Raw genomic sequence first — 17,632 nt, 5'->3', positions numbered from 1 at the left:
ACATGCTCGCTCGAGTTATTATTTATTCGTATAAGGCTTATATGCAGAAGAGGCTAGTTCTTTAAAACCCTCTTCCGTTTTGACGATCATAAGCACAGGAATGTTGTTTTCTTCAGCAATCTGCATGCCTTTCTCTTCGCCTAATACCATCAGTCCAGTCGCTAACCCATCCGCCGTCATAGACGATTGGTCAAGAACCGTTACCGATACAACCTTATGGCTAATCGGCTTACCCGTTTCTGGATTGATAATGTGTGAGTATCGAATTCCGTCATGCTCGAAGTAGTTACGGTAATCGCCGGATGTGGCAACAGCCATATCGCCTGGCTCAATAATGTCTTGAATCGCACGCTCTTCAACCGATGGTTTTTCAATGGCAATTCGCCACGCAACACCTTCACGGTTCAAGCCTTTTAGGCGCATTTCACCACCTACTTCAACCATATAGTTCTGAATGCCTTGCGACTGGATGTAGTCAGCAACAACATCGACCCCCCAACCTTTTGCAATTGTAGACAAATCTACATACAAGTTAGGAATATCTTTCACTAAAGCATCATCATTCACACTCAGATGCTGGATGCCCGTCATTGCTTTACGCGCCGCGAGCTCTTCAGTTGTTGGAACAACCTCCGGTCTGCCTTCTGGGCCAAAACCCCATAGGTTGACGAGTGGACCAACAGTGACGTCCAATGCACCTAAAGTAAGACCGTTAAGTCGAATCGCTTCTTTCACCACTGTCGCTGTTTGAGGTGAAACGGCAAATGCTTCAGCTGACTGACTCTGGTTGAAGCGACTTAATTCGGAGTCTTTACGGTAAGTCGACATTTGGTCGTTAACTTCTTCGAGTAGACGATCAACTTCTTTCTGAATCGCTTCAGGTGTAGGTTGCCCTTCAGCCGAAATATACTTGATATTGTATGTGGTACCCATAGTTGGGCCACTGAGATGGATCTGCTCAACTGGTTTTTCACAACCAGCTAGTACTAACAGAGAAGCAAATGCAACAAGCCACTTTTTCACTTGTTAGACTCCTGTATATTGAGGAACGGGAATAGCGCATACGTTACTTTACAACGTATCGACTATTACCACTCTAAAACAACAATGGCTGACTTTAAGCAGTCAGCCATCTTATATATGTAATTTCAAATACGCTGAAATTTAGCCGCCGAAGTCATCCAGTAGGATATTCTCATCTTCCACACCTAGATCTTTCAGCATACCGATTACGGCTGCGTTCATCATAGGTGGACCACACATGTAGTATTCACAATCTTCAGGAGCGTCATGATCCCTTAGGTAGTTTTCGTACAATACGTTGTGGATGAAGCCTGTGTAACCATCCCAGTTATCTTCTGGCATTGGATCAGACAGAGCACAGTGCCATACGAAGTTGTCATTTTCTGCTTGTAGGCCATCGAAATCTTCTACGTAGAACATTTCACGCTTAGAGCGCGCACCGTACCAGAACGACATCTTACGAGTAGACTTAAGACGCTTAAGTTGGTCGAAGATATGTGAACGCATTGGCGCCATACCCGCACCACCACCGATGAAGACCATCTCGTTGTCTGTATCTTTAGCAAAGAACTCACCAAATGGACCAGAAATAGTACACCTGTCGCCTTCTTTTAGAGACCAGATGAACGAAGACATGATACCTGGTGGTACATCAGGATTATTAGGCGGCGGCGTAGCGATACGCACGTTCAGCATAATAATACCTTCTTCTTCAGGGTAGTTAGCCATTGAGTAAGCACGGATTGTCTCTTCACTTACCTTAGACTCGTAACGGAACAGGTTGAATTTGTCCCAATCTTCACGGTATTCCTCAGGAATATCGTAATCAGCGTATTTAATGTGGTGAGCAGGCGCTTCAATCTGGATGTAACCACCAGCACGGAAAGGTACTGATTCGCCATCTGGAATTTGCAGCTTAAGCTCTTTGATGAATGTCGCTTTGTTATCGTTAGAGATAACTGTACATTCCCACTTCTTAACACCGAAGATCTCTTCAGGTAGCTCGATGTCCATGTCAGTTTTCATTGCAACCTGACACGCTAGACGCTCACCTTCGCGCGCTTCACCTTTAGTAATATGGTCAAGCTCGGTTGGTAGAATGTCGCCACCGCCTGATTTAATTTTTACGCGACACTGACCACATGAGCCACCGCCACCACAAGCAGAAGATACGAATACACCAGCACCTGCTAGAGCACCCAGAAGCTTACCGCCTGGCTGAGTAACGATCGCCAAAGAAGGGTCATCGTTCACAGAAATTGTAATGTCACCTGATGGTACTAGTTTAGATTTAGCGAAAAGAATCACTAAAACTAGCGCCAAAATAATCAGGGTAAACATCACTACACCAAAAATAATAGTATTCATGACTATTCCTTTAATTGCTGCCGTTTACCCGACTTACAGTTGAACACCAGAGAAAGACATAAAGCCTAACGCCATAAGACCAACTGTGATGAACGTAATACCAAGACCGCGTAGACCTGGAGGTACATCAGAGTACTTCATCTTCTCGCGGATACCTGCTAACGCAACGATAGCTAGCATCCAGCCCACACCAGAACCAAAGCCGTAAACAACAGATTCAGCAAAGTTGTAGTCACGTGTAACCATGAAAGACACGCCACCAAAGATTGCACAGTTTACTGTGATCAGCGGTAGGAAGATGCCTAGCGCGTTGTACAGAGGTGGGAAGAAACGGTCTAAGATCATTTCTAAAATCTGTACAAGTGCTGCGATTACACCGATAAAGGTGATGAAGTTCAGGAAGCTAAGGTCCACGCCTTCAACTAACGCATTCTCTTTAAGAATGAAAGTGTAAAGCAGGTTGTTCACTGGTACTGCAACTGTCAGTACAAATACAACCGCAACACCAAGACCGAAAGAGGTCTTAACTTTCTTAGATACAGCAAGGAATGTACACATACCTAAGAAGAACGATAGTGCTAAGTTTTCGATGAAAATCGATTTAACTAGCAAGCTAATGTAATGTTCCATGACGTCCTTACTCCTTCGCTTCTACTTGTTCTGGTTTCAGAATACGGATTGCCCAGATTAGGAAGCCGATTAGGAAGAATGCTGATGGCGCTAGAAGCATCAGACCGTTTGGTTGGTACCAACCGCCGTTGCTCACTAGAGGAAGCACTTCCATACCGAACAGCTTGCCTGAACCAAACAGTTCACGGAAGAAGCCAACAGTGATAAGAACGAAACCGTAACCAAGGCCGTTACCGATACCATCGATTAGAGATGGGATTGGCTCAGACTTCATTGCGAATGCTTCAGCACGACCCATTACAATACAGTTTGTAATGATTAGGCCTACGAATACCGATAGCTGCTTAGAGATATCGTATAGGTATGCTTTCAACACTTGGTCTACCACGATTACTAGCGATGCGATGATTGCCATCTGTACGATGATACGCACGCTGTTTGGAATGTGGTTACGGATTACTGAAACGAAGAAGTTAGACAGTGCAGTTACAAAGATAACCGCTAGTGTCATTACAAAAGCCGTTTCTAGTTTGGTGGTTACTGCAAGAGCAGAACAAACACCAAGAACCTGAAGCGCGATTGGGTTGTTATCCAATATTGGTGCTAACAGACTCTTCTTAACGTTTTGTGCGCTAGACATTAGTTCAGACCTCCGTCACGAACTTTTGCTAGGAATGGACCAAAGCCCATATCGCCTAACCAGAAATCAAATGTACCTTGAACACCGTTACCTGTTAGTGTCGCACCTGATAGGCCATCAACACCGTGTTCAGAACCGGCTGGGGCACCACCTTTAACAACTTTGATAGCTGGCTTGAAGTTTTCATCATAAAGCTTCTTGCCAATAAATTGATCACGCCAAGATGGGTTCTCAACTTCACCACCAAGTCCAGGAGTTTCACCCTGCTCGTAGTAAGTGATCGCAGATACCGTATTACCGTCAGTTTCAACCGCAACAAATGCATACATCATTGACCAAAGACCATTACCATGTACCGGTAGGATGATCTTAGATACAGCGTCGCCATCTTTCACTAGGTATACAACACCTGTGTTAGCACGACGTAGGATCTTAGCTTTGTCTTGGTCAGCTGTTAGCTTGATAGACTCTGCTGGATCTTTTGCTGCTTTACGCTGATCGTAAGTTGCAGCATCGCCGTCAACAAACGCACCAGTTTCAAAGTTAACTAGGCGCGGTTCGATGAACTCAGCAAATAGCTCAGGTACTTTTTTACCCTCAGCTTCAATGCCAGCTACTTCAACGATCTTAGTTTGCTTATCTAGTACAGCGTTAGCTTTTTGCTTGTCGCGTAGACCCACGGCTGCTGTTGATACGATGATTGAACAAACAAGGCTCAACCCGATAACAACACCCAGCGTCTTTTTAATGCTATCGTTATTACTTGCCATAGCGTGCTTGTCTCCGCTTGATGTTCTTCTCGATAACTATGTGGTCTAACAGAGGTGCAAACAGGTTCGCAAATAGGATCGCCAGCATCATACCTTCTGGGTACGCTGGGTTTACTACACGAATCAGAACACACATCGCGCCGATCAGCGCGCCGTACCACCATTTACCTTTGTTAGTAAATGAAGCCGATACAGGGTCTGTTGCCATAAAGAACATACCGAATGCAAAACCACCTAGGACTAGGTGCCAGTGCCATGGCATGTTGAACATTGGGTTAGTGTCAGAACCGATCACGTTGAACAGGGTTGCTGTTGCAATCATACCGATCATTACACCTGCAATGATGCGCCAAGAAGCGATTCGCATGTAAACGATCATCGCTGCACCGATCATCAGTGCGAGTGTTGAAACTTCACCAATTGAACCAGGAATGTTACCGATGAATGCGTCCATCCAAGTGATTGGAGCGCCTGTCACTGCATTAACCAGTGCACCGTTACCACCTTGAGCCCACTGGCTTAGTGCGGTTGCACCAGAGAAGCCATCAGCTGCAGTCCATACTACATCACCTGAGATTTGCGCAGGGTAGGCGAAGAACAGGAACGCACGGCCAGCAAGAGCTGGGTTTAGGAAGTTACGACCCGTACCACCAAAGATCTCCTTAGCAACAACAACACCAAAGGTAATACCTAGTGCCGCTTGCCATAGAGGAAGTGTCGGTGGAACGATCAGTGCAAACAGGATAGAAGTTACAAAGAAACCTTCGTTAACTTCGTGCTTACGCACCATACAGAACAGCACTTCCCAGAAACCACCAACGATAAATACCGTTGCGTAGATTGGTAGGAAGTAAGTTGCACCAAGCATCATCTTACTGCCAACGCCAGCATCAGCCGCTAAAGTGCCGCCAAGCATTTCCGTTAACCAGTAGTGCCAGTTACCAGCAACAACCGCTGCTAGCTGATCACCAGCGTACATGTGATTTAGTGCTGCAATAGCTTGGCCACCTGCGTTGTACATACCCCAGAACATTGCTGGGAATACCGCAAACCAAACCATGATCATGATGCGTTTTAGGTCAACGCTATCACGAACGTGCGAGCTTTTCTTTGTCACTAGACCAGGCGTGTAGAACAGAGTCGCTGCTGCTTCGTAAAGCGCAAACCACTTCTCATGTTTACCACCAGGCTCAAAGTGATGCTCGATGTCTTCAATAAACTTTTTAAGACCCATGGAAAATTACCCTTCCTTCTCAATGATATCTAGGCATTCACGTAGTAACGCACCGTACTCGTACTTACCAGGACACACAAAGGTACACAATGCTAAATCTTCTTCGTCTAGTTCAAGCAAACCTAGTGCGATAGCACTATCCGTATCACCTGCACATAGATCACGAAGTAGCAGAGTAGGCTCCATATCAAGAGGCATTACGCGTTCGTAGTTGCCAATTGGAACCATAGAACGGTCACTACCATTCGTTGTCGTTGTCATGTTGAACAACTGACCTTTGAATAGATGACCAAGGAATGAGCGAGTAATCGAGAACTTGTTCTTGCCAGGAGTAGCCCAACCGAACAGCTCTTTTTCGCGGCCTTCACGTAATACAGAAACCTGCACGTGGTAACGACCAAGGTAAGCGTGAGGACCAGTTGCATGAGTACCTGTTAGTACTGAACCAGAAATCACACGAACTTCACCTGGCATTAGCTCGCTATCTGTTACGTCTTCTAGGCTTGCACCAATAGAAGTACGAACTAGACGAGGGTTATTCACCACTGGACCAGCCAGAGAGATAACACGGTCAGTGTAAAGTTCACCAGTTAGGAACAACTTACCAAACGCAATAACATCTTGGTAGTTGATGCTCCACGCCACATTTTCTGCATTCACGGGGTATAGGAAATGCATGTGGGTGCCAGCGAGACCTGCTGGGTGAGGGCCATCAAATACATGCTCTTCAACATTAGACTGAGAAGAACGAGGAAGACTTGTACCAGATTTACATACGTAAACCTTGCCATCAGTCAGAGTCGAAAGCACATCTAAACCAGCAACAAACGCTTCTTGTTGCTCATTGATGATCAACTCAGGCTGAGCCGCTAAAGGATTAGTATCCATAGCAGTTACGAAAATAGCCTTCGTAGAAGATTCGATTGCAGGAACCTTGCTGAACGGACGAGTACGTAAAGCAGTCCAAAGACCTGAGTCAACAAGCTGAGTTTTAACCGCTTCACGGTCAAGACCTGCTAGTTGGCCAGCTTCAAACTTATCGAATGTCACCTGCTCTTCACCTGCAACTTCAATCACAATAGACTGAAGCACACGCTTAGCGCCACGGTTAATCTCGATCACTTTACCAGCTGCTGGTGAAGTAAATTTCACTCCCGGATTCTTCTTATCTTCAAAAAGAACTTGAGCTTTCTTTACTTCATCGCCTACGCGGACATGCATAGTAGGACGCATGCCGACGTACTCTTCGCCAAGCAAGGCGACTTTTTTGATGGTCTTACCATCATTAATCACCTGGGTAGGAGTTCCTGCGATAGGAAGGTCCAAACCCTTCTTTATTGTAATCATACGCACTTGCACTACTTTTATCGGGAAAAAGATTCTTTGATTGCGTAACTTTTAGACACGACACTAGTGTCCGGTTTCGGTGCTGTTTTAAACACCAAAATCGCAACATCCTATTAAAAATCTCGTCACAAGAAATCGGCGAGATTTATCAGGTGCGGTAGTTTAGCATCTTTTAGGAAGTTGATGCCATGACCAATGCAGGGAATAAGGTACATATTTCGAAGGAATTGAGTTTAAAAGACTAAGGAATAGTCATAAGTTTGAGCCATCGCACAAACAGAAATAGCCGCAAAAAGAGTAATGACACTACATATTCACATCGTGAAACAATCTTATTTAAAACTAACCACTGTATTTATTGTTTCTATGTTGTTAACAATACCTTTTTTGGACTAACTAAAAAGGGCAGCCATGCTACCCTTTTTCAGCAGTTATTTGTCACCACCCATACACATAGGGCTGTCCGGCGCGATTTGATTGTGTTGCTGCCATTCGTGCTCTGTGTAGGTGTGCATCGATAACGCATGTATGTAGTTTGCCAGTTCCTCAGCCAGTGTTTGATTCACTTGACGGTGGCGAGCAATCAGCCTTAATCCCTCAAACTTCTCACTCACAATCACCACTTTAAAGTGGCTTTCTGAACCGGCTGGCACATTGTGCATATAGCTCTCGTTAACAACACTTAGGTAGCTAGGTTCAAATGTATCTGTAAGTTTGCTTTCTATTATTTCCTGAAGCATTGCACTTTACCATCAGACTAAACAACATAATGGGCTAGATAATAGTCGCCTTAAGCGAAAAGCTAAAGGTTTTAGTTTTCACGACCGCAGCGTTTTGCGACAATTCCCCCAATGACCGATAACCTTGCGTTGCTATTATGATCACTGAGCTTTCACTGCATGAGCGAACCCTTTCTTTATTCCGATACCCAAAGAGAAACAACGAAACTCTTCAGGCATGGGATGCGGGAGACGAATACCTAATCAACCATGTTGAAGATATGGGACTAGAGCCCAACCAGCATATCTTAATCGTCAACGACAACTTTGGAGCACTCAGTTGCTGGTTTAGTGACAAACATCGCATCACTATGATGAGTGACTCGTTTATTTCTCAGCAAGGTACTCTTGCAAACATGCAACACAATCAGTGCCCTAGCGTCGGCTTCATAACAACTATGGATGAAGTACCAGCCGATGTAGATTTGGTTTTGATTCAGTTACCCAAAAGCAATAGGCACTTAATTTGGCAACTCAGTCAGTTGCGTCAAACACTGAACGAGATAATTCCTGTTATTGCTGTCAACAAAGCAAAAGAGATCCACTCCTCGACACTTAAGCTTTTCGAGAAACATTTGGGTGAAACAAAAACCTCACTTGCTTGGAAAAAACACCGTCTAGTCTTTAGCTCAGCAAATAACGCTAATGCCACCCAAGTCTCTGCCAATACTCAATGGTCAGTAGAAAAAGAGAACATTACGCTAAACAATCTACCAAATGTCTATTCAGGAGAAAGCTTAGATTTGGGTGCGCGCTTTATGCTTGAGCACTTACCAACAAACCAAAATCTTAAACATGTGGTCGATCTAGGTTGTGGTAATGGTGTCCTTTCCGTAAAAATGGGGCAATTAAACCCACAAATTAAATTAACCTGTGTTGATGAGAGCTTTATGGCGGTCGAGTCGGCTCGACAAAACCTCCTGACCAATCTTGGTAGTGATAGAGAAATAGAGTGCGTTGCGAATAACTGTTTAGATGGAATGACGGCGAGCGATGTGGATATGATCATGTGTAATCCCCCATTTCATCAGCAGCAAGCTATCACCGATCATATTGCATGGCAGATGTTCTGTGATGCAAAGCAAATTCTTACTGTTGGTGGGCAATTATTAGTTATCGGTAACCGTCACCTCGGCTACGATGGAAAGCTATCTAGGCTATTTGGTAAGTCAAACGTCAAAGTGGTCGCTGCCAATAAGAAATTTGTTATTTTACAAGCGACTAAATAGTCCTCTATTATCTGTTTACGTTTGTATAAGCTCGCAGAGTTACAAAGAAAGGAAATTACAATGAGAAAACTGGTTCTAGTCGCGTCAATGGCACTACTTACTGCGTGTTCAGCTCCGCAGCAAGAGCAAATTAATTTTATGCCTAAAGCTGTCCTTAGCAACAGCAATCTGGTTCAAGGTGCGGCATTTACGCTAACCAGTAAAGACGTGCGTTCTGCACAATACGTTGCTCTTGTCGATAGCGGTCGTTCAAATATTGAACCGATTCATTCTAAACAAAACATACGTATCTCAATTGAAAATGCGCTATTGGAGCAATTCCAGTCACAAGGTTTCCGCAGTACCGTCAATAGTGAAAGCTCAATTGAAGTCGAAGTTCAAGAAGCCTTAGTGTCCGTTCAGCACACTGTGATGGAAAACCAGATGGATGGTAAGGTAGTCATTGAAATTACGGCTGAAACACCACAAGGTAAACTGGTTAAGACCTACACTGGTACAGCCAAGCGCACGGGGGCGCTCAGTGCTTCTAACGAAGAAATTGAAGTTGTTCTTAATGACGTCATCAACTTAGTTCTTCAAGAAGTGGCCAACGACCGTGAACTTCAGAACTACATGCAGGAGCGTTTCTAATGTTGAAAATGACATTTGCCTCACTCGCATTAGTCAGTTCACTTGCGCTAGCGGGTCCGAAGGTAGAATTTGAAACAAACCTAGGCTCTTTTACAGTCGAGCTAAATGAAAACAAAGCACCGATTACCGTTGCTAACTTTATTAAGTATGTCAACGATGGCAGCTATGTCGGTTCTCAGTTCCATCGAGTCATTCCTGGCTTTATGGCTCAGGGAGGAGGTTTTGATGAGAATATGAACCCCCTACCGACATACGCTCCGATCAAAAACGAAGCGTATAACGGGCTTAAAAATGATAGTGCGACCATTGCCATGGCACGTACTAATAACCCGGATTCAGCGACTCGACAGTTCTTTATCAATTATAACGACAATAGCTTCTTGGATTATGATCAACGTCCACCTGGCTACGCTGTATTTGGCAAAGTGACTCAAGGGTTTGACGTTATCCAAACTATGGCGAGCAAGCCAACAACAACCAAAGGGCGCTACCGCGATGTACCAGTAGAACCCATCATTATCACCAAAGCCACACTCATCAAATAATCATATTAGGCTCTACTTTGTTAGAGCCTTCTGTTTTCTTGCTGACCAAACACTCAAACAAGGATTTGTGTATGTCTTCAGACTCTCCTTCTATGTCTTGGCTAGAGACGATTCGCAGTTATATGGACAAGCGCCTAATGTGGGTATTTATGCTTGGCTGTTCGAGCGGCTTTCCTTGGGTTCTGATCGGTTCAAATATGTCAGGTTGGTTAAAAGACGCCGGACTCACACGTGCAGCAATAGGCTACTTTGGTAGCGTATTTGCCGTTTACGCCATTAATTTCCTGTGGGCACCACTCGTTGACCGAGTCCGTATTCCTCTTCTGCATGCAATGCTCGGACAGCGAAGAAGTTGGGTCTTTGTTTGTCAATCAATCGTGCTAGTTTGTACCCTATTAATAGCCGGTGTCGACCCATCACAAAACCTAATGCTCACTTCAATGCTTGCTCTGGGTATCGCTATCTCGTCGGCAACTCAGGACATCGCCATTGATGCCTTTCGTATCGATACATTCCCTAAATCAGAGCCCTCTAAATTGCCACAAGCGTCAGCGATGGCGGTTATCGGTTGGTGGACGGGCTATTCGGTGCCAGGTTACTTAGCTTTTATCAACGCTGACTCTATTGGCTGGAATGGGGTTTACTATGGAATGGCGGCGATTGTCGTCCTATTAATGATTTTCACGCTCTTAGTTGGTGAACCCAAAACTCAACGTGACGCGTTGCAAGCGCAAGCCGAACAACGTCACAGTAAAGTCGTTGGCAATCGTATCGTCGCATGGATCACGGTCACTGTCGTTGAACCTTTCCTCGATTTCTTCAGAAGTAACGGATTTAGAGTCGCAATCACCCTACTACTGTTTGTTTTCCTCTTTAAGATTGGAGAAGCTTTCTTAGGTCGAATGTCGATTACCTTCTATAAAGAAGTAGGCTTTACTAACGAGCAGATTGGTTACTATTCAAAACTGATTGGTTGGGGGCTCACAATTGTGTTCACCTTGATCGGCAGTATGGTTAACGTGAAGTTCGGTATCGTACGTGGCTTAATGATCGGTGGTATTGCCATGGCGTCAAGTAACCTCATGTTTGCTTGGATAGCAAAAGTAGGGCCGAGCGAGCAATTATTCTTAGCCACTTTGGTTGTCGATAACTTCACTTCTGCATTCTCAACCGTTGCCTTTGTGTCATTCTTGACAGTGGTCACAGGTCAAGCGTTCTCTGCTACTCAGTACGCTTTACTCGCCTCTTTAGGCAACTTCGGTAGAACAACACTCGCCTCTTTCTCGGGAGAACTGGTTGACTACCTCAACGACTGGTCAACCTTCTTCGTCCTGACGGCACTGATGGTAATACCGAGTTTGATTATGCTCTATTCGTTGCGTCATTATTTCACGGATATGTTAAACAGAGCTCAGCAGAGAGATTCTCAACAGGCAGATCAACAGGACACAGCACAACAATAAAAATAAAGGCTTGGTTTCTCACCAAGCCTTTTTTCTCGCATCAATTTTCTGACTAGGGATAAAGCCCCTTACCAAATAAGTTGAATACTCTGGCGACACCTTGAGTGAATATCATCGGCTGTGTGAGTACAGTCAAACACAAACAATCTTCACCCTGTTTAGTGTATGGACTGTGTTTTACTGTTCCATCTTTGAACAAGAAGTCCCCCACTCCATAGTGCCCATCTTCATCGCTAAAGCTACCGTGAAGAACCAAGGTCGACTCCGTGCCTTTATGAGTGTGCTGGGGAATAGCCACATTTTCGCTAATGTACATCAGGTTAATTCTAGCATCTGGCGAGATATCTATTGCCGCGCTAAATACCTTACCTCCATAGCTCTTCCAATCGCTGATCCGGTCTCTAAAACGCGATAGCGACAGAGGAAGACGAAAGGACTTGCCATTCACTTCAACAAACGTCGGCATACGAGGAAGCCTCATAGGGTCACTGTTTTGTTCAAGAGCGACAATTTTGTCGAACATAGCATCGAAGTCATCTTTGACGCTAATATCGCTCGCCATTAGCTCTTCGCCGTATAGCTGTTCAAACCCGTTAACTTGGCTTCGACAGCGTGGACAACTTTCGATGTGGGTGGCTATCGTAAAAGCGCTCACATCATCCAACGTGCCTTGAGCGTATGCTTGCAAAACGGATGCATCTGGATGGTAACTCATAGTGTATCTGCCTCTATCGAAATTCGAAGTTTCTCTACTGCTAAGCGCAACCGTGACTTAACCGTTCCAAGGGGAATATCAAACATCTCTGCGACTTGCTGATGCGGTAACTCTTCCAAGTAAACTGCCTGTACGACTTTGCGTTGAGATTCCGGCAGCAAATCCAAATATTTAACCACCTGTAGTTTAAGTAGTTCGGCCTCAGGAGAATAATGTTCCACCATATCTGGCGGACAATAATCATTAGGCCAAAGATCCTCAGAATGTATATGCGCATCCCTACCTTTCTGTTTGCGCAAAATGTCAAAACAAAGGTTACGGGCTATCGTAAAAATCCATGTAGAAAGCGAACTCTTACTGCTATCAAATAACGCGCTTTTTTGCCATACGGTTGTCATCGCTTCTTGAACGACTTCTACGGCAATCTGCTCATTGCCCATATGCCTGAAGGCAAATTGCTTGAGACGTGGAGAAAAATGACTAAAAACCAATGCAAACGCATGTTTGTCCTGCTGTTTCACTTTTTCCATACACTCAGCCCAATCTGCTTTGGTGAAAGCTTGGCTATCTGAATTGGCCATTTCGATATCCTTAAACGGTACCCTTAGACAGTATATACGCTTCAATTCATGGAAAGATCATTTAGCTATTGGCTAAAGAGCGCTTTATTTAAAAACTGTATCGCCTCACGACAATCACGCGCAGCAGCAAGATGATCAAACTGGCCTTTGGACAGCGGCAATATCTCAAGCCATCTTTGACTAACCCAGCTTGCATCATCCAGAAACTTTTGGTCATACAAGTTGCTCACTTCGGGAAAACGCTCATAAACCTGCGCGAGATGCTGAGCGACAGACTCCGTCTCGATACTAAGCTGTTCAACTTGCCAGTTGGGTAGCTTAGTCACTTTCGCATAGCGAAGACCATCATATTCAACACGCACCTGATCTATCTCGAATCTTTCTAATCCTGTCACTGTGATTCCTAATAAACCCGCGTCTAGCACTTCAAAATCGGCGATTTGTGCCAGCGTCCCAATCTTAGATAGCTCATTTTCACCAGACTCTTTCGCCTTTTCAAACATACAGATGCCAAAAGTGCCATCCGCACGCATCGCTTGAGAGACTAAACGTTTATATCTCGACTCAAAAATTCTTAGTCGCATTTTTCCCTCAGGGAGAACTATTGAACTTAGAGGGAAAAGCATTACTTCGGCCATATAAAATCACTCCCAACCATTTTATTAACAGTTACGTTACAGGTCGCAAAAGCGATCATTAACCGAATATGTTGAATAGTTGATAGACATTAAATTTAGAGTGAACGCTTGCGTAATCGATACCTGTTTCACTTTTTGTGCAACGGGATGAAAGTTCCATTGGAACGTTATTTTTTGCCTGTTAATGAGATACAGATCACCTGTTTTATATTTTTTTACATCATTTGCACATGGATTTTGAGATTTTTATCGATATTATTCACATCCATTAAGCACAGCTAAGATTGTGCAACTAAGTAAATATCGAACAAATATTGAAATTAACAAACATAGAGAGTTCCCACTATGCGTAAATCACTTTTAGCTCTAGGTGTTGTTGCAGCAATGTCTGCACCTGCAATGGCTGCTGACTATTCAGACGGCGACATTCACAAGAACGATTACAAATGGATGCAATTTAACCTAATGGGTGCATTCAATGAGAAACCAGGTAACTCAACTCATGATTACATGGAAATGGAGTTTGGCGGCCGTTCTGGTATCTTCGACCTATATGGTTACGTTGACATATTTAACCTAACAAGTGACTCTGGTAGCGATAAAGCTAATGCAAGCAGCAAAATCTTCATGAAATTTGCTCCTCGTATGTCTCTAGACGCAGTAACGGGTAAAGACCTATCTTTTGGTCCTGTGCAAGAACTATACGTTGCTTCAGAGATTACTTGGGATGGTGCGACCTCTAAAGTAGACGCGTTCGCTGTAAACCAACAAAAAATTGGTTTGGGCTCAGACGTAATGGTTCCATGGTTAGGCAAAATAGGTCTTAACCTATACGGTACATACGATTCAAACAAGAAAGACTGGAACGGTTACCAAATCTCGACTAACTGGTTTAAACCTTTCTACTTCTTTGAGAACGGTTCATTCATCTCTTACCAAGGTTACATCGATTTCCAATTTGGTATGGATACAGACAAAAAATACGCTACATCAAGCACTGGTGGTGCAATGTTTAACGGTATCTACTGGCACTCTGACCGCTTTGCAGTTGGTTACGGCCTGAAAGCATACCAAGACGTTTACGGTATCGAAGATACAAAAGCATTTCGTTCTTCTGGTGTAGGTCACTACCTAGCAGTTACTTACAAGTTCTAATTGAACTCATAAGTAAAAGCATTCGAAATGGCACCTTAGGGTGCCATTTTTATTTGCTTTCTCTCTGTATAGCCTTATTCTCTTTGCCAAACCCACCGACTTGCGAACAGATGAATATTGTAGTTCTCGGCCCTGGCGCTATTGGCTCTCTTTGGGCGTCTCATTTGCATACCGCCGGACACTCGGTCTCCGTTTGGTCCAGACAAACGACCTCAACGCTGTCTATTCAACTCGAACAGTATTCTCCCGTTCGTTTTGATAACAACGTCATCGACTCACTAAGCAATGCTGATCTCATACTGGTGACACTTAAAGCACCTCAAGTAGCAAAGAGTTTAGCTTCCTTGACGCAACACATTGCCGATGAGGCCATGATCGTACTCATGCACAACGGTATGGGAACCGCAGAGAAAATATTGACCTTGCTGCCGAATAACCCACTGCTTATCGCCACAACGACTCACGGTGCGCTTCGAGATAGTCACGGCACTGTCCGCCATACTGGCCACGGCAATACCCAAATAGGCGGATATAATATCGCAGGCAAACGCTGCGAATTCCTCGCCGAAGTGCTTCAACACAGCTTGCCGGAAGTCAGATGGAATCCAAATATTCTTAGCGCATTGTGGAACAAATTGGCGATTAACTGTGCCATCAATCCCCTATCGGCGATAAATCAAGTTCCAAATGGGAGACTTGCCGACCAGCAGTTTGCACTAACCATAGATGCAGTGGTGGAAGAAGTCGCCCAAGTCATGTCGGCAGAAGGGGTAGAAACCACCAAAGAGGAAGTTGCAGCCAACGTTCGCAAAGTGATAGAAGCGACGGAAAATAACTTATCGTCGATGAATCAGGATATTGTTCATAAACGCCAAAGCGAGATAGACTTTATCACAGGATACTTGCTCGAAAGGGCACAGTGTCATGGTATCCCTACACCAGTAAATCGTACTCTCTATGACGAAATCAAAAACATAGAACAAAGTTGGAATCAATAATGACAAAGAAAGTCCTCGTCCCTATCGCACCCGGCACAGAAGAAATGGAAGCCGTTACCATCATCGATACGATGGTCAGGGCTGGCTATGAAACCATTGTTGCGAGTGCAGATTTCGATGGTCAGTTAACCATGAAAGCATCACGAGGAGTGACACTGACTGCTGATTGCAAGTTGGTTGATATCGCTGACGATGAATTTGATGCGGTGATCTTACCAGGCGGAGTGCAAGGCGCAGAAACATTCCGTGACAGTACGGTGCTGGTTGAAATCGTTCGACAACAAATGTACGAAGGCAAGCTCGTCGCTGCGATTTGTGCTGCACCCGCTTTAGTCCTTGCCCACCATGGTCTTTATCCCGACGCACTCATGACTTGCCACCCTAGTTTTGAAAGCCACATCCCCGCTCAAAACTGGCGTGTAAAGCGCGTGACTTACGATACCAATCATAACCTTTTAACCAGCCAAGGACCGGGGACCGCACTTGAGTTCGCGATGGAAGTAATCATTAATCTCTCAGGTAAAGCACACGCATGGAGTGTCGCAGAACCAATGGTCACTATGCCTACCTTGCAGTACCACAATCTAGGTGAAGAGTAATGTTTGATGTCCAGCAAATCGCGGCGCAGTTTCCTGCACTGAAGCAGCAGATCAATCAACAAAGGCTGGTTTATCTAGATAGTGCAGCGACTACACAAAAACCTCAATGTGTCATAGACGCCATCTCTCACTATTACAGCCAGCAAAATGCCAACGTTCACCGCGGCAGCCACAGCTTGACCGCTCAAGCCACCAGCCAATTTGAGAGTGCTCGTGAAACAGTGGCCCGCTTTATCGGAGCGAACTCAAGTAAAGAGATAATCTGGACTCGTGGGGCAACTGAAGCGCTCAATCTCATCGCTCAAACTTATGCGCGAAGCACACTCAAGCCAGGTGATGAAATACTGGTTGGTGAGATGGAACATCACGCCAACATAGTACCGTGGCAAATCGTGGCACAACAGACTGGCGCCAAAGTCGTTAAAATTCCCATGACAGCACAGTGTCAACTGGATCTCTCTGCATTTGATTCTTTGCTAAGCGCTAAGAGCAAAATCGTCGCTGTGGCTCATATCACCAACGTAACAGGGACTCGACAACCAATCGAAGAGATCATCACGCGCTCTCACACAGCAGGAGCTGTGGTGGTGGTTGATGGTGCTCAGGGAATTGTCCATGAGTCTGTCGATGTGTCTAAACTGGGTGCCGACTTTTACGTTTTCTCTGGTCATAAGCTCTATGCACCAGCAGGGATCGGAGTGCTATTTGGAAAGCAGGCTCTGTTAGAGGCGATGCCCCCTTGGCATGGTGGCGGAAAAATGGTTGAACGTGTCTCTTTTGAAGGTACGACATTTAGCGAACTACCAGGTAAATTTGAAGCTGGCACGCCTAACGTAGCAGGTGCGATCGCACTGTCCACCGCCATCGATTGGTATCGAGGATTAGATCATCAAAAACTTGAGGGGCATATTCATCACTTAGTGACTCTGGCTAAATCAGGGTTACAACAACTTGATGATGTCCGTATCCTCGGCTACCAAGACCATTCATCGGTGATCTCGTTTATTATCGAGGGAGTCCACCATCAAGACGTTGCCACTCTACTCGATCAGCAAGCTATCGCGGTAAGAGCAGGTAATCACTGTGCTCATCCGCTTATGGATGCCCTCGGAGTTAAAGGCACCATTCGCGCTTCTTTTGCCGCCTACAACACTGAAGAAGATGTCGAGAGACTCGTTGCAGCTGTAGCGAAAGCGGTAGATATGTTGTAGCGAGAAGCGAGAAGCGAGAAGCGAGAAGCGAGAAGCGAGAAGCGAGAAGCGAGAAGCGAGAAGCGAGAAGCGAGAAG

General features: G+C 44.9%; 19 protein-coding genes. 8 read left to right on the top strand and 11 right to left on the bottom strand.

Translation table 11 applies throughout. The features are described from left to right. Nucleotides 1–18: 18 nt before the first annotated feature. From QTN94_RS03050 to bolA, 8 genes are all read right to left on the bottom strand, one after another. Nucleotides 19–1,023 carry an FAD:protein FMN transferase gene (locus tag QTN94_RS03050; RefSeq protein WP_331416143.1) on the bottom strand — a complete coding sequence of 335 codons (1,005 nt, stop codon included), beginning with the start codon at nt 1,021–1,023 and terminating at the stop codon, nt 19–21. 141 nt (nt 1,024–1,164) lie between these two features. Further along, nucleotides 1,165–2,391 (bottom strand): NADH:ubiquinone reductase (Na(+)-transporting) subunit F, encoded by a 1,227-nt coding sequence (gene nqrF, locus QTN94_RS03045; protein ID WP_331426822.1) that lies wholly within the window; start codon nt 2,389–2,391, stop codon nt 1,165–1,167. A gap of 33 nt (nt 2,392–2,424) precedes the next feature. Continuing rightward, nucleotides 2,425–3,021: an NADH:ubiquinone reductase (Na(+)-transporting) subunit E gene (nqrE, locus tag QTN94_RS03040; protein ID WP_004415327.1), complete on the bottom strand. Its 597-nt coding sequence runs from the start codon at nt 3,019–3,021 to the stop codon at nt 2,425–2,427. Nucleotides 3,022–3,028: 7 nt separating this feature from the next. Next, nucleotides 3,029–3,661 carry an NADH:ubiquinone reductase (Na(+)-transporting) subunit D gene (locus QTN94_RS03035; RefSeq protein WP_331426820.1) on the bottom strand — a complete coding sequence of 211 codons (633 nt, stop codon included), beginning with the start codon at nt 3,659–3,661 and terminating at the stop codon, nt 3,029–3,031. Further along, nucleotides 3,661–4,431 carry a Na(+)-translocating NADH-quinone reductase subunit C gene (locus QTN94_RS03030; RefSeq protein ID WP_331416146.1) on the bottom strand — a complete coding sequence of 257 codons (771 nt, stop codon included), beginning with the start codon at nt 4,429–4,431 and terminating at the stop codon, nt 3,661–3,663. The genes QTN94_RS03035 and QTN94_RS03030 overlap by 1 nt, the downstream gene beginning before the upstream one ends. Further along, nucleotides 4,421–5,665 (bottom strand): NADH:ubiquinone reductase (Na(+)-transporting) subunit B, encoded by a 1,245-nt coding sequence (locus tag QTN94_RS03025; protein ID WP_331416147.1) that lies wholly within the window; start codon nt 5,663–5,665, stop codon nt 4,421–4,423. Before QTN94_RS03025 ends, QTN94_RS03030 begins: the two co-directional genes overlap by 11 nt. A 6-nt stretch (nt 5,666–5,671) precedes the next feature. Then, nucleotides 5,672–7,012 (bottom strand): Na(+)-translocating NADH-quinone reductase subunit A, encoded by a 1,341-nt coding sequence (locus tag QTN94_RS03020; protein ID WP_269376644.1) that lies wholly within the window; start codon nt 7,010–7,012, stop codon nt 5,672–5,674. A 431-nt stretch (nt 7,013–7,443) separates the two neighbouring features. Further along, nucleotides 7,444–7,752: a transcriptional regulator BolA gene (gene bolA / locus QTN94_RS03015; RefSeq protein ID WP_331416148.1), complete on the bottom strand. Its 309-nt coding sequence runs from the start codon at nt 7,750–7,752 to the stop codon at nt 7,444–7,446. Nucleotides 7,753–7,889: 137 nt separating this feature from the next. On the opposite strand from bolA, the gene QTN94_RS03010 reads away from it, so the two are divergent. From QTN94_RS03010 to QTN94_RS02995, 4 genes are all read left to right on the top strand, one after another. Beyond that, nucleotides 7,890–9,020, top strand: a complete 1,131-nt coding sequence (locus tag QTN94_RS03010) for a methyltransferase (RefSeq protein WP_331426818.1) — start codon at nt 7,890–7,892, stop codon at nt 9,018–9,020. A gap of 60 nt (nt 9,021–9,080) precedes the next feature. Then, a complete protein-coding gene (locus tag QTN94_RS03005) occupies nt 9,081–9,650 on the top strand; it encodes a YajG family lipoprotein (protein WP_331416150.1) in 570 nt (189 codons plus the stop codon). Beyond that, nucleotides 9,650–10,195 (top strand): peptidylprolyl isomerase, encoded by a 546-nt coding sequence (locus QTN94_RS03000; RefSeq protein ID WP_331416151.1) that lies wholly within the window; start codon nt 9,650–9,652, stop codon nt 10,193–10,195. Before QTN94_RS03005 ends, QTN94_RS03000 begins: the two co-directional genes overlap by 1 nt. Before the next feature lie 71 nt (nt 10,196–10,266). After that, nucleotides 10,267–11,658 carry an AmpG family muropeptide MFS transporter gene (locus QTN94_RS02995; RefSeq protein ID WP_331416152.1) on the top strand — a complete coding sequence of 464 codons (1,392 nt, stop codon included), beginning with the start codon at nt 10,267–10,269 and terminating at the stop codon, nt 11,656–11,658. Nucleotides 11,659–11,710: 52 nt separating this feature from the next. On the opposite strand, the gene QTN94_RS02990 is transcribed toward QTN94_RS02995, so the two are convergent. The 3 genes from QTN94_RS02990 to QTN94_RS02980 all read right to left on the bottom strand — a co-directional run bounded on the left by QTN94_RS02990 (nt 11,711) and on the right by QTN94_RS02980 (nt 13,592). Then, entirely contained in the window at nt 11,711–12,373 is a 663-nt protein-coding gene (locus tag QTN94_RS02990) for a ChrR family anti-sigma-E factor (protein ID WP_138973497.1), read from the bottom strand. Further along, nucleotides 12,370–12,954, bottom strand: coding sequence for a sigma-70 family RNA polymerase sigma factor (locus tag QTN94_RS02985; protein ID WP_138973498.1), 585 nt, complete (start codon nt 12,952–12,954; stop codon nt 12,370–12,372). The genes QTN94_RS02990 and QTN94_RS02985 overlap by 4 nt, the downstream gene beginning before the upstream one ends. Nucleotides 12,955–13,019: 65 nt before the next feature. Further along, nucleotides 13,020–13,592: an LON peptidase substrate-binding domain-containing protein gene (locus tag QTN94_RS02980; protein WP_331426816.1), complete on the bottom strand. Its 573-nt coding sequence runs from the start codon at nt 13,590–13,592 to the stop codon at nt 13,020–13,022. A gap of 345 nt (nt 13,593–13,937) precedes the next feature. Here QTN94_RS02980 and QTN94_RS02975 point away from each other — a divergent pair, with 345 nt between their 5' ends. From QTN94_RS02975 to csdA, 4 genes are all read left to right on the top strand, one after another. Then, nucleotides 13,938–14,747, top strand: a complete 810-nt coding sequence (locus QTN94_RS02975) for a nucleoside-specific channel-forming Tsx family protein (RefSeq protein WP_331426815.1) — start codon at nt 13,938–13,940, stop codon at nt 14,745–14,747. Nucleotides 14,748–14,857: 110 nt separating this feature from the next. Beyond that, nucleotides 14,858–15,745 (top strand): 2-dehydropantoate 2-reductase, encoded by an 888-nt coding sequence (gene panE / locus QTN94_RS02970; RefSeq protein WP_331426813.1) that lies wholly within the window; start codon nt 14,858–14,860, stop codon nt 15,743–15,745. After that, a complete protein-coding gene (locus tag QTN94_RS02965) occupies nt 15,745–16,344 on the top strand; it encodes a DJ-1 family glyoxalase III (protein ID WP_331418440.1) in 600 nt (199 codons plus the stop codon). Before panE ends, QTN94_RS02965 begins: the two co-directional genes overlap by 1 nt. Continuing rightward, the gene (gene csdA / locus QTN94_RS02960; protein WP_331426811.1) at nt 16,344–17,555 is read left to right on the top strand and encodes a cysteine desulfurase CsdA; all 1,212 of its coding nucleotides are present in this window, start codon (nt 16,344–16,346) and stop codon (nt 17,553–17,555) included. The genes QTN94_RS02965 and csdA overlap by 1 nt, the downstream gene beginning before the upstream one ends. The last annotated feature ends 77 nt before the right edge of the window (nt 17,556–17,632 follow it).

The sequence above is a fragment of the Vibrio sp. M250220 genome, from assembly GCF_036533795.1.
GTDB lineage: Bacteria > Pseudomonadota > Gammaproteobacteria > Enterobacterales > Vibrionaceae > Vibrio.
This window is presented reverse-complemented; position numbering and strand designations above follow the sequence as displayed.

Coding starts and splice junctions, on each gene's coding strand:
- nqrF (WP_331426822.1), bottom strand. CDS start 2,391: ATGAATACTATTATTTTTGGTGTAGTGATGTTTACCCTGATTATTTTG.
- nqrE (WP_004415327.1), bottom strand. CDS start 3,021: ATGGAACATTACATTAGCTTGCTAGTTAAATCGATTTTCATCGAAAAC.
- QTN94_RS03035 (WP_331426820.1), bottom strand. CDS start 3,661: ATGTCTAGCGCACAAAACGTTAAGAAGAGTCTGTTAGCACCAATATTG.
- QTN94_RS03030 (WP_331416146.1), bottom strand. CDS start 4,431: ATGGCAAGTAATAACGATAGCATTAAAAAGACGCTGGGTGTTGTTATC.
- QTN94_RS03025 (WP_331416147.1), bottom strand. CDS start 5,665: ATGGGTCTTAAAAAGTTTATTGAAGACATCGAGCATCACTTTGAGCCT.
- QTN94_RS03020 (WP_269376644.1), bottom strand. CDS start 7,012: ATGATTACAATAAAGAAGGGTTTGGACCTTCCTATCGCAGGAACTCCT.
- bolA (WP_331416148.1), bottom strand. CDS start 7,752: ATGCTTCAGGAAATAATAGAAAGCAAACTTACAGATACATTTGAACCT.
- QTN94_RS03010 (WP_331426818.1), top strand. CDS start 7,890: ATGATCACTGAGCTTTCACTGCATGAGCGAACCCTTTCTTTATTCCGA.
- QTN94_RS03005 (WP_331416150.1), top strand. CDS start 9,081: ATGAGAAAACTGGTTCTAGTCGCGTCAATGGCACTACTTACTGCGTGT.
- QTN94_RS03000 (WP_331416151.1), top strand. CDS start 9,650: ATGTTGAAAATGACATTTGCCTCACTCGCATTAGTCAGTTCACTTGCG.
- QTN94_RS02995 (WP_331416152.1), top strand. CDS start 10,267: ATGTCTTCAGACTCTCCTTCTATGTCTTGGCTAGAGACGATTCGCAGT.
- QTN94_RS02990 (WP_138973497.1), bottom strand. CDS start 12,373: ATGAGTTACCATCCAGATGCATCCGTTTTGCAAGCATACGCTCAAGGC.
- QTN94_RS02985 (WP_138973498.1), bottom strand. CDS start 12,954: ATGGCCAATTCAGATAGCCAAGCTTTCACCAAAGCAGATTGGGCTGAG.
- QTN94_RS02980 (WP_331426816.1), bottom strand. CDS start 13,592: ATGGCCGAAGTAATGCTTTTCCCTCTAAGTTCAATAGTTCTCCCTGAG.
- QTN94_RS02975 (WP_331426815.1), top strand. CDS start 13,938: ATGCGTAAATCACTTTTAGCTCTAGGTGTTGTTGCAGCAATGTCTGCA.
- panE (WP_331426813.1), top strand. CDS start 14,858: ATGAATATTGTAGTTCTCGGCCCTGGCGCTATTGGCTCTCTTTGGGCG.
- QTN94_RS02965 (WP_331418440.1), top strand. CDS start 15,745: ATGACAAAGAAAGTCCTCGTCCCTATCGCACCCGGCACAGAAGAAATG.
- csdA (WP_331426811.1), top strand. CDS start 16,344: ATGTTTGATGTCCAGCAAATCGCGGCGCAGTTTCCTGCACTGAAGCAG.